13 protein-coding genes and 7 tRNA genes are annotated in these 14,115 nt (G+C 33.8%); 5 read left to right on the top strand and 15 right to left on the bottom strand.

Annotation, left to right across the window (positions count from 1 at the left end):
• Position 1: 1 nt before the first annotated feature.
• The 11 genes from LV842_RS07040 to LV842_RS06990 all read right to left on the bottom strand — a co-directional run bounded on the left by LV842_RS07040 (position 2) and on the right by LV842_RS06990 (position 7,872).
• Positions 2-1,450 (bottom strand): MBOAT family O-acyltransferase, encoded by a 1,449-nt coding sequence (locus LV842_RS07040; protein WP_233110749.1) that lies wholly within the window; start codon positions 1,448-1,450, stop codon positions 2-4.
• A 182-nt stretch (positions 1,451-1,632) separates the two neighbouring features.
• A complete protein-coding gene (locus tag LV842_RS07035) occupies positions 1,633-2,730 on the bottom strand; it encodes a slipin family protein (protein WP_233110748.1) in 1,098 nt (365 codons plus the stop codon).
• A 907-nt stretch (positions 2,731-3,637) separates the two neighbouring features.
• A complete protein-coding gene (locus LV842_RS07030; protein ID WP_233110747.1) occupies positions 3,638-4,123 on the bottom strand; it encodes a ribonuclease H-like YkuK family protein in 486 nt (161 codons plus the stop codon).
• 208 nt (positions 4,124-4,331) lie between these two features.
• Positions 4,332-4,413: transfer RNA gene (locus LV842_RS07025), tRNA-Cys, on the bottom strand.
• 320 nt (positions 4,414-4,733) lie between these two features.
• A tRNA-Asn gene (locus LV842_RS07020) sits at positions 4,734-4,805 on the bottom strand.
• Between the two features lie 99 nt (positions 4,806-4,904).
• Positions 4,905-4,976 (bottom strand) — tRNA-Pro (locus LV842_RS07015).
• 145 nt (positions 4,977-5,121) lie between these two features.
• A tRNA-Ser gene (locus LV842_RS07010) sits at positions 5,122-5,206 on the bottom strand.
• 8 nt (positions 5,207-5,214) lie between these two features.
• A tRNA-Lys gene (locus LV842_RS07005) sits at positions 5,215-5,288 on the bottom strand.
• A gap of 95 nt (positions 5,289-5,383) precedes the next feature.
• Positions 5,384-5,457, bottom strand: a tRNA-His gene (locus LV842_RS07000).
• A gap of 874 nt (positions 5,458-6,331) precedes the next feature.
• Positions 6,332-6,721 carry a VOC family protein gene (locus tag LV842_RS06995; protein ID WP_233110746.1) on the bottom strand — a complete coding sequence of 130 codons (390 nt, stop codon included), beginning with the start codon at positions 6,719-6,721 and terminating at the stop codon, positions 6,332-6,334.
• 8 nt (positions 6,722-6,729) lie between these two features.
• Positions 6,730-7,872: an acyltransferase family protein gene (locus LV842_RS06990; RefSeq protein WP_233110745.1), complete on the bottom strand. Its 1,143-nt coding sequence runs from the start codon at positions 7,870-7,872 to the stop codon at positions 6,730-6,732.
• A gap of 110 nt (positions 7,873-7,982) precedes the next feature.
• Between LV842_RS06990 and LV842_RS06985 the strand changes: the two genes are divergently transcribed.
• A complete protein-coding gene (locus LV842_RS06985) occupies positions 7,983-8,831 on the top strand; it encodes an AraC family transcriptional regulator (protein ID WP_233110744.1) in 849 nt (282 codons plus the stop codon).
• Between the two features lie 112 nt (positions 8,832-8,943).
• Positions 8,944-9,654: a purine-nucleoside phosphorylase gene (deoD, locus tag LV842_RS06980; protein WP_233110743.1), complete on the top strand. Its 711-nt coding sequence runs from the start codon at positions 8,944-8,946 to the stop codon at positions 9,652-9,654.
• A 65-nt stretch (positions 9,655-9,719) separates the two neighbouring features.
• Here deoD and LV842_RS06975 read toward each other — a convergent pair whose 3' ends face one another.
• Positions 9,720-10,505 carry a TatD family hydrolase gene (locus tag LV842_RS06975; protein WP_233110742.1) on the bottom strand — a complete coding sequence of 262 codons (786 nt, stop codon included), beginning with the start codon at positions 10,503-10,505 and terminating at the stop codon, positions 9,720-9,722.
• Positions 10,506-10,768: 263 nt separating this feature from the next.
• On the opposite strand from LV842_RS06975, the gene LV842_RS06970 reads away from it, so the two are divergent.
• Positions 10,769-11,116, top strand: a complete 348-nt coding sequence (locus tag LV842_RS06970) for a hypothetical protein (RefSeq protein WP_233110741.1) — start codon at positions 10,769-10,771, stop codon at positions 11,114-11,116.
• Between the two features lie 379 nt (positions 11,117-11,495).
• Here the strand turns inward: LV842_RS06970 and LV842_RS06965 are convergent, their stop codons facing one another.
• The 3 genes from LV842_RS06965 to mce all read right to left on the bottom strand — a co-directional run bounded on the left by LV842_RS06965 (position 11,496) and on the right by mce (position 12,448).
• Positions 11,496-11,639, bottom strand: coding sequence for a DUF1737 domain-containing protein (locus LV842_RS06965; protein WP_233110740.1), 144 nt, complete (start codon positions 11,637-11,639; stop codon positions 11,496-11,498).
• Positions 11,640-11,912: 273 nt separating this feature from the next.
• A tRNA-Ile gene (locus tag LV842_RS06960) sits at positions 11,913-11,986 on the bottom strand.
• Between the two features lie 63 nt (positions 11,987-12,049).
• Positions 12,050-12,448 carry a methylmalonyl-CoA epimerase gene (mce, locus tag LV842_RS06955; protein ID WP_233110739.1) on the bottom strand — a complete coding sequence of 133 codons (399 nt, stop codon included), beginning with the start codon at positions 12,446-12,448 and terminating at the stop codon, positions 12,050-12,052.
• A 94-nt stretch (positions 12,449-12,542) separates the two neighbouring features.
• Here mce and rbfA point away from each other — a divergent pair, with 94 nt between their 5' ends.
• Together rbfA and LV842_RS06945 are read left to right on the top strand one after the other, a co-directional pair.
• Positions 12,543-12,902 (top strand): 30S ribosome-binding factor RbfA, encoded by a 360-nt coding sequence (gene rbfA, locus LV842_RS06950; RefSeq protein WP_233110738.1) that lies wholly within the window; start codon positions 12,543-12,545, stop codon positions 12,900-12,902.
• Positions 12,903-12,908: 6 nt separating this feature from the next.
• The gene (locus LV842_RS06945; protein ID WP_233110737.1) at positions 12,909-14,114 is read left to right on the top strand and encodes an ABC transporter permease; all 1,206 of its coding nucleotides are present in this window, start codon (positions 12,909-12,911) and stop codon (positions 14,112-14,114) included.
• Position 14,115 lies beyond the last annotated feature (1 nt).

The following is a 14,115-nucleotide window of genomic DNA, read 5'->3' as shown; positions in this document are numbered from 1 at the left end:
ATTAAAATTGAAAGTAAATAAATTGCTGTACGTTCCCTCCAAACCAAAAAAGAGAAATAATAATTGCATAATACATGGCATATCGAAGAGGTTTCTTCCATTCTAACCCCAATTTTTCAATTGCATATTGATTTTCTCGTCCTTTCCACTCTATGCAAATGAAGATGATGATAAGAATTATGGTTATAAGTGCCTTTTTCTTTTCTGCAAATTCAGGTATTTCTAAAAGCGACGCCGAAAAAATTCCGGATATGTAATGGTAAGCATGCGTTATATTTTCAGCTCTAAAAAATATCCATGCAAAAACAGTCAAACCAAAAGTGATCAATATTTGTGAAAACTCCCGTAAAGTTGGCCATTGTTTACCTTTTGAGACAATTTCTAAATTTTTTCGGTTGGTTTTCATGAGGATTGACGGCATTATAAATAGTGCATTTAATAATCCCCATACTACAAATGTCCAATTGGCACCATGCCAAAAACCACTGACGATAAAAATGATGAATGTATTCCTCACCCGCATCCATTTTCCTCCTTTACTTCCTCCCAGCGGTATATATAAATAATCTTTGAACCAAGATGAAAGCGAAATATGCCACCGTCTCCAGAACTCTGCAAAATCTCTGGAAAAATATGGGAAAGCAAAATTACGTAGTAAATCAATTCCAAAAAGTCTCGCTGTTCCTAAAGCGATATCCGAATATCCTGAAAAATCACCATAAATCTGAAAAGCAAAAAAGACAGCCCCCAAAACAAGTGCGCTCCCGTTCATATCTCCGGAAAGATTAAAAATTTGATTTGCAAATTCTGCACAATTATCTGCAATGACCACTTTTTTGAATAATCCCCACAATATTTGCCTCAAACCATCTGCCGCTTGATCATAATTGAAAACTCTCTTTTTCTTGATTTGCGGAAGAAGATGGGTTGCTCTTTCTATAGGTCCTGCAACCAAAAGAGGAAAAAAACTTACAAATAAGGCGTAATCTACAAAACTCTTTTCTGCTTTAATTTTATTGTTATATAAATCAATCACATAAGAAAGTCCATGAAATGTATAAAAAGAAATTCCCACAGGTAAAATTACATTAATCATTACCGGATTGAATTCCCATCCTATACGACTAAATAAACTAACAAAAGAAGCCGCAAAAAAATTATAATATTTGAATACTCCAAGAAATCCCAGGTTGATCACAACACTCAACCAAAACCAAATGCGCTTGAATTTTAAATTTCTTGCACTTTGCATTTTTAGTCCTGTAACGTAATCAAGTAAAGTAGAAAACATCAATAAAAACAGAAAGCGCCAGTCCCAGCAAGCATAGAAAAAATAACTCGCGACCAGCAATAATCCATTTTGAAGTTTAAGATTTTTATTGACTATGTACCAATACAATATAAAAATCGCAGGTAAGAAAATTACAAATTCAATAGAATTAAAGAGCATTCTTTTGTTTATTCTGTATTATTAGTGTTTAACAACCTCATCTTTGAGCATAGCTCGCAACTTTTCAAATATACAAACTTATCTGAAGCAACTAAACAACCCGAATCAACGATTGAGAAAAATTAAATAAAAAAAGGCTTTGCTTTCACAAAACCTCTCTTTATCATCATCGTTATTAGTTTCTATTTAGCAAAAATTTCTTTTAACTGAGAAACAATGTTGCTGTTTCCGGAAACGGTGATATCTCCAATCTTATCGGCAATTTTCTCCATATATTCCATTTCTTTCAGCTTCCAAAGCACTTCGTTTTCTTCCATTAATTTCGCCGTATTCAGCAAACTTCTTGTAGAAGCAGTCTCCTCACGTCTCATGATGCTGTTTGCCTGAGCTTTTTTCTCGGCAATCAAAACCTGATTCATGATTTCCTTCATTTCTCCCGTCAGAATCACATCTCTGATTCCTGCATCGGAAGCCTTCAAACCTAATTCTTCGGCCTTGTTCCCAAGATTTTCGAGGATTTCTTTTCCTACAGCATCTTTTTTCAACAACAATTCATCCAATGTTAAAGCTCCAACGAATTCACGTAAAGCCAGCTGCATCAAAATATACAATTGCTTATCATACTCCTTATTTTCCATCAACGCTTTTTCAATGCTTTCCACCTGATAACGTACATAGAAATTGATACGAAGCATTGCTTTATCCTTTGTCAGAAGCTCTTGTCCTGCAATTTCCATTTGTTGCATACGAGTATCAACAGCTTTTACATCGATGGAAATTTCGTTGTTCCAGAAGTAATACGTTCCTGCTTCCAGAATTTTAGTTAATTTTCCGTCAATCAGCAAAAGTCCTTTATATTGATTGGTGATCACAAATTTTCTTACGAAGTTTTTCAGCTTCATATTTTCAAGAATGGTTTTAGAAATCTTTTCCGTGATCTCAACTTTCGTTAAGTCGATTTTTTGAAATTCTCTGTTTAAAATTCCTTTCCAGAAAGCATATTGACCAACATTCAGAACTTCTTTAAAAATTCCATTTTCGTACATCAGAACAATTTCACCGTCTTTCACCTCAACGACCTCCAATAGAGATTTCAGGCTTTCATTTTTCAATAAAAGATTAAGATCAGTATTGGTTTTAAACAAGACTTTCATATCATAAACTTCCACAGATTTATCTCCGAAAATCCAGAAATTACCTTCTTTTAAAATTTCGATTAAGTTTCCGTTTTTGAAAACCAAACCTGTTTCATACGCTTTAATTTGTACATTTTTTATCATCGTTTTATTATTTTAAATGGTTATTGATTTTAATTAAAAAAGAAAAATCCGGAATCTCTTCTTCCCAAAATGGCGGAAGGAAAGGAGTTCAAATAAGTCTATTCATTTCCGAACAATGCTTTTGAACTGATTTTCTAATGAATCTGATTTTGGGCGTGTCCCCTCCCATCGCTAAAAGCAGCAGCTTGGGTCGCTACGTTCATTTCTATCTTTTTTGTTCACATTTCGACTCCGCTCAATGTGACAAAAAAAGGATATCCATTACCATCGCTCACGCAGAAAACCGTCTTTTTTAGAAAAATTTGTCCAATCATCATCTGTTCATCAACTGAATTTCATTTTCAGAAAACATCTTTTCTTGCAGGCTTTTTCGAAATGTTGATTCAACAACCGAAAAAAATCCCGGACTTTCCTATGGTGAATATTTTTATGAGATATTCAAACTCTCGAAAAAAAATAGATTTTGAGTCTATTTCAAACCTACGTTAAAAGCGTAGTGCTCTAACCAACTGAGCTATCCCGTGCGTAACGAGAGAGGGAGTCGAACCCTCGCTTTAATGCTATTACTCTACCTAACTGAGTTATACTTCCCCGAAGGAAATAGAAGGATTCGAACCTCCGACCCATAGCGTATAGTAGAAATTTTTTGGAAAATTCCTCAAACCTTCAGGTCAAGTTGAACAGAACGAAATCATGTTTCTCAACAAATTCTTCTGCAATGGTGATATACCGAAACACCCAACAAGACCTGCCTGATATTTTGACTAAAATCTGTTTTTCAACATTTTAGTATTGTTTCATTTTGTTGATGCAAAGTAAAAACAGCATTACGCAATGTTTTTGCGTTGTGAAAAATTTTGTTATTTTTTTAACTTTATATCACTTCCGGTATCCGCTTCTTGCTATTTTACACCATCATATCAGCACAATTTGAACTTGCGAATGCATAAGGTTTTGCTTTAAATACATATCCCATTCCCAGAATATAACCCATTGCATCTTTCAAAGCAACGTTGGATTTGAAATCCGGATCGGTATTAATGTCTGCGTGTACCTCCATTTCCACCTCATAAGTTTCCAGAATAGAACAGATTGCATAAGCGATTTCTACCGATTTGTTCACCTCATTCAGCATTCGTTCTTTGATACTGATATTCTGTATTTCTCTTTCTTTTCTAATAAAGGTAAACGCTCCTTTTCCCTCACGGATAAAGACAACTGCCGTAGCATAATTGATGGCATCACCGTAAACGTGAGAGTCTGAACCCACACATACTTTCAGTCGGTGCCCATTTGCCTGTTCGCGGATGATGGCTTCTTCTACCAGCTGTGTGATAGAGCGTTGGAAAATTTTCCCAGTCATGTTCTGCCATATTTGTTGTTGCGTTTCCATTTTTTCTACATGTTTGTTTAAGTAATTATTTGTTAATAATGTCAATTTTTATGAGTAATAAGTAATTGGTAATGAGTAATAACTTTATACCGCTTTTTTAATTTTTTGAAGAAAAATAAAGCCTGTCTTTAATTTTTTGTTTGATGTAAGAACTTCTGCGCTCGACAAACTTTTTTTTTCTTCGGGACTTATCTCATTTAGTCATTTGAGATGGTTATGGGATTCAAACCCACTCAGCTCACGCAACGGTTTTGCAGACCGCCCCGACTCTTCCACTTCGGCGAACCATCATTTTTTATAAGTAATCAGTAATAGACAATGAGTAATTTCTTCTTTACTGATTATTCTTTTTAAATTTTCATTAAAAACAAAGCCTGTCTTATTTTTGTTTGATATAAGAACTTCTGCGCTTTGACAGACTTCATTTTGCCTAAAAATTATATTATGTTTAAACTTTCTTCATTCATCTTTCTGCCCTTAAATACTAATTATCATTTTTTGAGTTAAGAAAAAGTTTGTCTATTATATTGTGTTTTTTTGGCGTAAAGATCATCTGCTCTCGACAAACCTTTTCTTTTTCTCTTTTGAAACAACTAACATTTGGTTTTTGCGATTCCGGAAAGATTCGAACTTTCAACTTCTGGTTTAACAGACCAGTGCTCTACCATTGAGCTACAGAATCGTTTTTAATAAGTGAATAGTCAATTATCAATCGCTTTGCTTGTCAATTTTAAAATTCACTGACGAAGTAAAATTTACGATTGACCATTCACTTTTATCGTCTGGAAAATAGGATTCGAACCTATGACCTCCCGCGTCCAGGGCGGGTAAACAACCACCGTTATCTTTCCAGTTTTGCAGATTCACTTTCAATTTCTTTCCAAGAGACAGTCGGATCTGAAATTTTCCGTGAATCTTTGCGGTCTATGCGAGAATCGAACTCGCAGTGCCCGAGAGACAGTCGGGAAGGTTAGCCATTACCTCAATAGACCTTTTTGCGGAGAGCAAAGGAATCGAACCTTCACTACTGTCGTAGAACTCATTAGCAGTAAGCCGCAACAAACCAATATTTGCCTACTCTCCTTTTTTTGTAATCCCAGAAAGATTTGAACTTTCAACCCCCGGTTTAAAAGACCGGTGCTCTAACCATTTGAGCTATGAGATTGTTATTAATTGATGAATGGCCAATTGTCAATTCGCTCTGCTTATCAATTTTAAATTCACTTGTGAAACAAAATTCACTATTGACCATTCACATTTTGGGGTATCTCCGGGAATCGAACCCTGTTTTCCGGTGCCACAAACCGACGCTTTACCAAATAAGCTAGAGAAACCATAAAAAAAGCGCCTCTTTTTGGGAGGCGCTTTATAATTTAGACGTGTCAGTTCATTAGCTGACCCATATATATAAGCACCTTTTTTCCAAAAATTCACTATCATGAAGAATAACACAAGCACAACTCTGCCCCATCGGTGATGTACCGCGTTGTGAATTTAAATTGGGTATGCTATGTAATGGTTTCATTGTATTGTTCTTGTTTTAAATAAGTTTTTTGAAAGGCTTGAAAACTTGTTGCTTTCAATTTTCGATTGCAAAGTAAGAATGATTTTTTTTAACTCACAAATTTATTTTAAAATCAACTAACTGAAAATCAATTAATTAAATTTAAATTTTAGAATAGAGAATTTCCGTCCGCAATATTTTGCAGATGTATTAAATACCTAAATGACTGTCTCTCATCGGGTTAATTATCACGCTTTATTTTCTTATTAGTTGTTCATTTTCGTTTAAATAATTTTCACTTTTATGGTTATTTTTTTTCATTCTAAATAATTTTCACTCTAAAAACACAAAAAACGCCTCGATGTTCGAGGCGTTTCTACTATATTTTGATAAAATTTTTACTAGTTTATTGTAAATAATTTCCAAAGCAAGCACATTTCACCTCATCCAATATCATGCATTCACATCCAAACGATCCCTTTACTGCAGGGCGATCGCATAGATTCAAACTGATATGTGCTCTTTGTATTGTCATAATTTTACTGGGGCAAAGATAAATGTTTTTCTTGCTATTTTATAATTTACCCATAGAATGATAGCTTGGGAAATCTTAAATCCTCATTTATATACCAACAACAAATCGGCTCGGATCTTCGATCCGAGCCGAGCCAAAACAAACATGAGTTTCGCTTTGAGAATTAAAACTATCTTATAATTTCGATGATATTGTTTTCAGGGTCGAGAATTACACTTTCATAGTATCCATCACCTGATGTTCTGGGCTCTCCCACCACTTTGTAACCATCTGTTCTTAATATTTCAGTCAGTTCATCAACTTTTTCTTTAGTTCCCGTTGAAAATGCAAGATGAATAATTCCAAATTTCTGAGCTTCAAAAGAATTGTTCCCTTCCTGAATATCTGGTCTGGTCATAATTTCCAATCTGCTTCCGTTTTCAAAACTTAAAAAATAAGATTCGAAATTTTTCACAGGATTATGGTATTTTTCATTAGAAATAGCTCCGAAATACTTTTCATAGAAATTTCTCATAATCTCCAAATCCCTCACCCAAAAAGCAATATGTTCTATTTTCATTTAATCTTTTATTTATTTGAAATTAATTTTTTGTTTAACCATTTCCTCACAGGAATATCATAGTATTTCATAAAACCATAAGCTAAAATTATTGAACTAAATACTGTCAGTAACCCTAAAATCCATGATTGAGGTTCTTCTAATGTATGTTTTCCATTGGCAACCCAAGCCATATAAACGTACACCAGCGGAAAATGCGTAATATAAATCGGGTACGAAATATTCCCTAGAAATTTACAGAGTCGGTTTGCTTTTTCACCCACAACTTTTCCGCCTGCTCCTAACAAAATAATAATCGGAAACATGATCATTAGTGTAAAACATTCATAAAAAGCATTTTTCCAATGTTCCGTAGTTCCTCCTAAGCGCGGAAATGCAAATAAAATGATCAATAAAACACTTGTGGTGAAAAAAGCATTTTTAGTGAACCTTAATTTAATGGCTCTTGCTAAAAATATTCCCATCAAAAAAGGGAAAGTTAGTCTTATAAAACCAATTTTCAATTGTGTGAAATCATCGATAGACCAACCGCCAATTATATCTCCATTTGGATTGGTAAAGGCATAATTAATCGTAAATCCAGCTGAAATCAACACTAAAATTCCAAGTACAATTTTGGAAACTTTTCTTAAAACTAAAGCATAAACAATGTTCGCTATATATTCAAAAAATAATGACCAAGCGGGTCCGTTCAAAGGATGCATTTCGTTCCACCCTCTGATATCGAAACTTTTTCCAACAGGAATCACAGTCATCCCTATAAACATCACCAATAATAATTTCCAAACCGGAGTTGTAGAGATGCCACCCCAACCCAAGCCTTCTGATTGCTGAAAATAGAATAAAACAGCCCCGACTACTGACCCCATAATGATCATCGGCTGTAATCTTACCAAACGACGGATAAAGAAATTTTTTAAGGTCATCTGATTCCAGCGATTATCATAAGCATAACTAATCACATATCCCGAAAGCATAAAGAAAAAATCTACAGCCAAATAACCGTGATTAATAATTTGTCTGGTATGATCTCCGTTCGAAAATGTTTCAAAAACGTGGAAAAATACAACCATAATAGCGGCCACACCACGAAGCCCGTCAAGAATTTCATAATGCGGCTTTGATTGAGAAATAGTTAGGGTCGGATTCATATTTAGATCAAAAATTTACTGCAAAAATATAAGATGTGATTTCAAAAAGCTTGTTCTATATTTTTTAATTATTGTCTTATATTTACATTAATCCAGTTTTATTTCTTCATATGAAGCAAAACTTAAAATATTATCCAAAAGCAAGAACAACCACTTTCCACTTTGATCATGTTCATATCAAGTGGAATCAACAAGTTCCGCTTCATCAACAGGAGACATGGGAATTGTCTTATATTATTACAGGAAGCGGTGCGAGAATTATTGGTGATATTGTAGAAAATTTTTCGAAAGGTGAAGTTATTCTTATTCCACCCAATATTCCGCATTGTTGGTCTTTTGATGAGTCTGTTCACGACAGTGAAGGTAAAATCGAGAATATTACGATTGTTTTTGAAGATGATTTTCTGGAAAGCTGTAAAAATCTTTTCCCGGAATTTTTCAACAGTATTTCTGAGCTTCAAAGTAATGAAAATGCTGTTTCTTTTAAAGATGAATTGTTAGATAAGCTTCAGATTCTAATGACCGATATGATTCATCAAAATAGTATTGAAAGAATTTCTTCTTTTTTTAAAATACTGGAACTGATTTCTTACTGTAAAAAAATGCAGATTGTCGGAAGACCTGTTATTGAAAATAAAAAAGAGAAAAAATTACAGGAAATCTACCTTTTCATCTTAAGCAATTTCCAACGAAATATTACCCTGGAAGAAATTTCAAAATCAGTTGGTATGCAGAAATCTTCTTTTTGTGTATTCTTCAAAAAAATGACAGGGAAATCTTTTTTTACTTACCTGGCAACATTCAGAATTGAATCTTCATGCCAAATGCTGTTAAAAACAAATTTGTCTATTACGGAAGTTTGTTTTGCTTCCGGCTTTAACGATATTCCTTATTATAACCGGGTTTTTAAGAAAGTTAAAAATATGACCCCCACACAGTTCAGAAAAGAGAAAGAATAATGCTTGATAAATTTTACTTAAAGAACATAATCAATTAAAAAAATTCACTAAATGATAGTTTAACAATTCAATCTACACATATTTGTTATCTTTGCACATTCAAAATAAGATTATGAGTATTCACATTAGTGCAAAAAAAGGAGAAATAGCTAAAGTAGTATTGCAGCCGGGAGATCCGCTTCGTGCACAGTATATTGCAGAAAATTTTTTAGAAAACGCCAGACTAGTCAGTAAAACAAGAGGTATTTTTTATTATACGGGTCTTTATAAAGGAAAAGAAATCACTGTAGGAGCAAGTGGAATGGGCTTTCCGAGTATCGGAATTTATTCTTTTGAATTGTATACGGAATATGAAGTGGATACGATCATCAGAATCGGAACTTGTGGAGCTTATACAACAGACCTGAAAACTTTTGATATTTTAAACGTTGAAAAAGCAGCAAGTGAAAGTACTTATGCAAAATATGCATGGGAAATTGAAGGTGATATTCTTTCTCATCAAGGGAATATTTTCGACACAATTAATGCAACCGCTGAGGAATTATCTTTAACAACGAAGGCTATTAATGTTCACAGTAGTGATATTTTCTACAGAAAAGATTCTGCTGTTCCTGCTATTGCCACAAAATATAATTGTCCCGCTGTAGAAATGGAAGCATTTGGATTATTTGCTAATGCTCAACATTTAGGAAAAAACGCAGCTACGATTCTTACGGTAACGGATATTATTCCTACTCATGAAAAAATCTCTGCCGACGAAAGAGAAACAGCTTTAAAACCTATGATGGAACTGGCTTTGGAATCGGCTATTAAAAGTTTATAAGTTTAGCTAACATATAATTTAACATACATAAAAAAAGAGTTTTACTTTATCTGTAAAACTCTTTTTTATATTCTGAAAAAATTTCGGGCAACTTCTGTCGTTTCGTCGGCGACTTCGGAAATACTGATTTTCTTTAAATAGGCAATCGTTTGGGCAACATAAGGCAAATAAGAGGGTTCATTCCTACGATTTTGTATTCTCGGCATATTTTTCGGAAGCATAAATGGCGCATCTGTTTCAATCATTATTCTGTCGAGCGGAGCGTATCTGATGACCTCTTCTAAATGTTTAAATCTTTTCTGATCACTGATTGCTCCGGTAAATCCTAAGTAAAAGCCTTTGTCCAAATACGTTTTCGCCTCGTGCAAGGTTCCGGTAAAACAGTGAATTACAGCTTCGGGAAGTTTAGACAAATATTCATCCGTAATTTCATTAAATCTTTTGAAAGCTGATCTTTCATGAAGAAAAAGAGGTTTATTGACTTCCATTGACAATTCGAGCTGGGCACGATAGCATTTTTCCTGAATGGGTCTTGGAGAGAAATCTCTGTCGAAATCCAGCCCGCATTCTCCCACTGAAACAACGTGGTATTGTTTTAATAGTTTCCTTAATTCATTTGTACTTTCAGTAGTAAAAGATTTTGCATCATGAGGATGAATTCCTGCTGTTGAAAATAAAATTTCAGGATAATCTTCCGCAATAGCTGCAGATTCTTTACTTCCACGAACGCTTGTTCCTGTGAGAATCATGTGCTCTACTCCATTATCCAAAGCTCGGTTAATGATTTCTTCATGTTCGTTGTAAAATTGTTTATTGGTTAAATTGATACCAATGTCGATAAATGTGTTCATTTAATTAAATTTTTAAATCACAAAAATCTTAAACAAGTACGCAATCTTTCTTCATACTTTATGATTCATTTCTAAAATTCTTTTTACAAAATTAGCGGAGCATCAATTAAACATACAATTACAATAAGAAACAATATATATTTAAGACAAATTTCAACATAAAAAAGATAAACTTAGATTTATCTAAAAAAAACGTTGTTTTCATGATTATTCTCAAAGAAAATTCTTAAACTTGAAAACTTTTTAAAATGTAAAATCAGCGTATGAAAAAATTACTATTTTTTTGTCTTATCACGTTTTCTATTTTCAGTTCCAACCTCTTATTCTCACAAACAAAAGCAATTACAGTCGGCAACTATTGTACAAAAACGGATAAATTCTGTTTGCATATATTGGACGGAAACAAGTTTAAAGAAACATTTTCGTTTGATATTACAACATTCACTACAGGAAGCTATCACATTGCAAACAACATCTTAACCTTATCGTATGAAGGTCCTGAAAAGGAAGACACTCCGAATAGGTTATTCGGAATAGTTACCATTAAAGAAGATAAACTGGTTTTAAAAACAGAAGATCAGGAAAGGAAAATTGTGCTTTACAGAAAATAACACTCTTTCATCGGCTCTCCTAGATTGAAGGAGCTACCCTGGAAAGGTAGTACACTCGTAACTGTATCGAGTTAGAATCCTTTCCTTTCCGCAAAAAACAAAACCATTGAAATTCAATGTTTTTTTATAAAAAATATACTTTTAAGTTGATTCGTTATAATACTGATGGCAAATTGAATTCGATAATATTATGGAGTGGTATTCCTCATACACTATCCATACTTTATCCTGCCTTTTGATATAACGATGATTTGTTCTATCGTACTTGTAAATGGCAAAGAAAAGTTAAAAGAAAAAACACACCAATACTTGATTCTATTATGAAAAACACCCACAAATTAAGTGGGTATTTTTGTTAGTTAGTTAGTTAGTTAGTTAGTTAGTTAGTTTTTGTCATTGCCTGAAAAAGACCTCCGTTCATAGCACTAACACCACCCTGTAGTTGCCACCCCAACAATAAGTATGACTTAACATTTTTTTCAAGATCAACAGCATTGATTCCAACAACTATTTTGTAATCCATCGTATTTAATTTTATTTTCCCGAATATACAAACAATATCATATTCAATAATTTTACATAATATAATTTAAGTATAGGAGATCTCGAAATTTTTTCCATTGAAAGAAAAAAAGTGGTAGTGTTCATCGGTTCTTAAACAACCGTTAACTAAGTTTGTTAACAATTTCTTATACTGTAGATTTAATGTTGACGGTCATGTTGACTTTCTAACATTTTCTACCCTTATTGAAACTAAAAAAAACGGAAACCTCTTGTGAAAAAGGTTTCCGAATAGTGGTCCCACCTGGGCTCGAACCAGGGACCACCTGATTATGAGTCAGGTGCTCTAACCAACTGAGCTATAGGACCTCAAAACTTTGGTTAAATTTTGTGTTTGCAAAAATAGCAAAATTTCTTTCACTACAAAACTTTTTATCGCTTTTCTTGGCACAATTCTACCAGTACTCCATTGGTTGATTTAGGGTGTAGGAAGACAACTAATTTGTTATCAGCACCTTCTTTCGGTTCTTCAGAGATAAACTGAAAACCTTCATTTTTTAATCTTTTTACTTCTTCTAATATATTTTCTACTCCAAATGCCAAATGATGGATACCTTCGCCTTTTTTATCTATAAATTTTGAAATAGGGCTTTCCGGATTACTGGCTTCCAAAAGCTCAATCTTACTTTCTCCGGTTTCATAAAAAGAGGTTACAACACCTTCTCTTTCCACAGTTTCTTTTTTGTAAGATTCTTTTCCTAATAATTTAGTAAAAAGCTCGTCTGAGATCCCTAAAGACTTTACGGCAATACCGATATGTTCTAGCTTCATAAAATATTAATCAATAATTTTAAATTGTAAATTTGATACTGCATTTGAATTTCAAAGTATCAATTCAAACAAAAGTACTAAATTTGCAGAACTTATGGAAAGTAACAGACAAAGAAAAGTAGCACAGATTATACAGGAAGACTTCGCAGAGCTTTTCCGCAAACAGGCTGCCAGCAGCCAACAAAGCATTTTAGTAAGCGTTTCTGATGTAAAAGTAACAGCGGATTTAGGTATTGCAAAAATTTATTTAAGTATTTTCCCGCAGGAACATCGCAGTGCAGTGATGAAGGAAATTGAAGAAAACAAAGCTCAGTATAGAAATTTCATCGGTCAGAAAATGGCAAAACAAGTGCGTGTTATTCCTCAGCTTAATTTTTATCTGGACACCACTCTTGATGATGTAGAAAAACTAGAAAGAGAATTAAGAGGCGAAGGCGACAATCCTGTTTTATAAAAACCTTTGAAAAACATTGCATTTTATATCGCATCCAGGTACCTTTTAGCAAAAAAAGGGAGCACTGCTGTTACGTTTATCACGTGGCTTGCTGTGAGCGCGATGGCAGTAGCTGTGACTGCAATGTTTGTCATCATCTCAGTATTCTCCGGGCTTGAAGATTTCAATAAAGACCTTGTTGCCAATCTGCATGCCGATCTTACTTTAAAAAGTAAGTCGGGAAAAACCATCAAAAATTTACAGCAGGCTGAAGATGTTTTAAAAAAGAACAGGGATATTCTAAACTTTTCAAAAGTTATAGAAGAAAAAGTATACATCAACTACAGCGGTAAAGGAGATATCGCCTATTTACGAGGTGTAGATTCTGCCTATACCAAAGTAAACCCTATTGACAAAAGTATTTTCTACGGGACTTATCCCAATTTTAAATATTCAAATGAGGTGCTCATGGAGCATTCTCTCAAAAACAGACTCTCTATCCCTGTAGATTCTACGGCAGATTTCGCTACGATTTTCATGCCTAAACCAGGAACAGGGATAATCACTAAGGAAGAAGATATTTATAATAAAAAAAATATTTTCGTAACAGGGATTTTTCCGGGAAATGATCAACTCAACAACTATATTATCGCTCCTATTGAGCTGACTGAAGAGTTACTGAATCTTCCTAAAAAATCGGCATATCAGATTGTGATTAAACTTAAAAATCCTGAAAATGCAGATTTGGTGAAGCAAAGCTTGGTATCACAACTTGGAAAAACGGTCGAAATAAAAACAAAAGAGGAGGAAAATGCAGCGTTCTGGAAAATGATTAATACAGAAAAACTGTTCATCTATCTTATTTTTGCATTGGTGATCTTCATTACAACCTTCAACCTTGCAGGGGCTATTATCATTTTGCAACTTGATAAAAAAGAACAGGCAAGATCATTGGTTTCTCTAGGATTTCCTTTAGCACATTTAAGAAAAACCTATTTTTATACGGGAGTTCTTATTGTAGTTTTAGGAATTATTTCCGGATTGATTCTAGGTACTCTTTTATGCTATTTCCAATTGTATACAGAATTCTTCAAAGCTATAGGAACATTGCCTTTTCCTATCAAAATCGTAGGCAATAATTATATCATTGTTACCCTTACCGCTTCAGTATTCGGTATCCTTATTTCATGGTTCTTCTCAAAGATCGGCAAAGGCTATATTACTAAAAGTTAAT

It is taken from the genome of Chryseobacterium gwangjuense (assembly GCF_021311115.1).
Classification (GTDB): domain Bacteria; phylum Bacteroidota; class Bacteroidia; order Flavobacteriales; family Weeksellaceae; genus Chryseobacterium; species Chryseobacterium gwangjuense.
The sequence above is the reverse complement of the archived record's forward strand: the minus strand, read 5'-3'. Positions and strand labels throughout refer to the sequence as shown.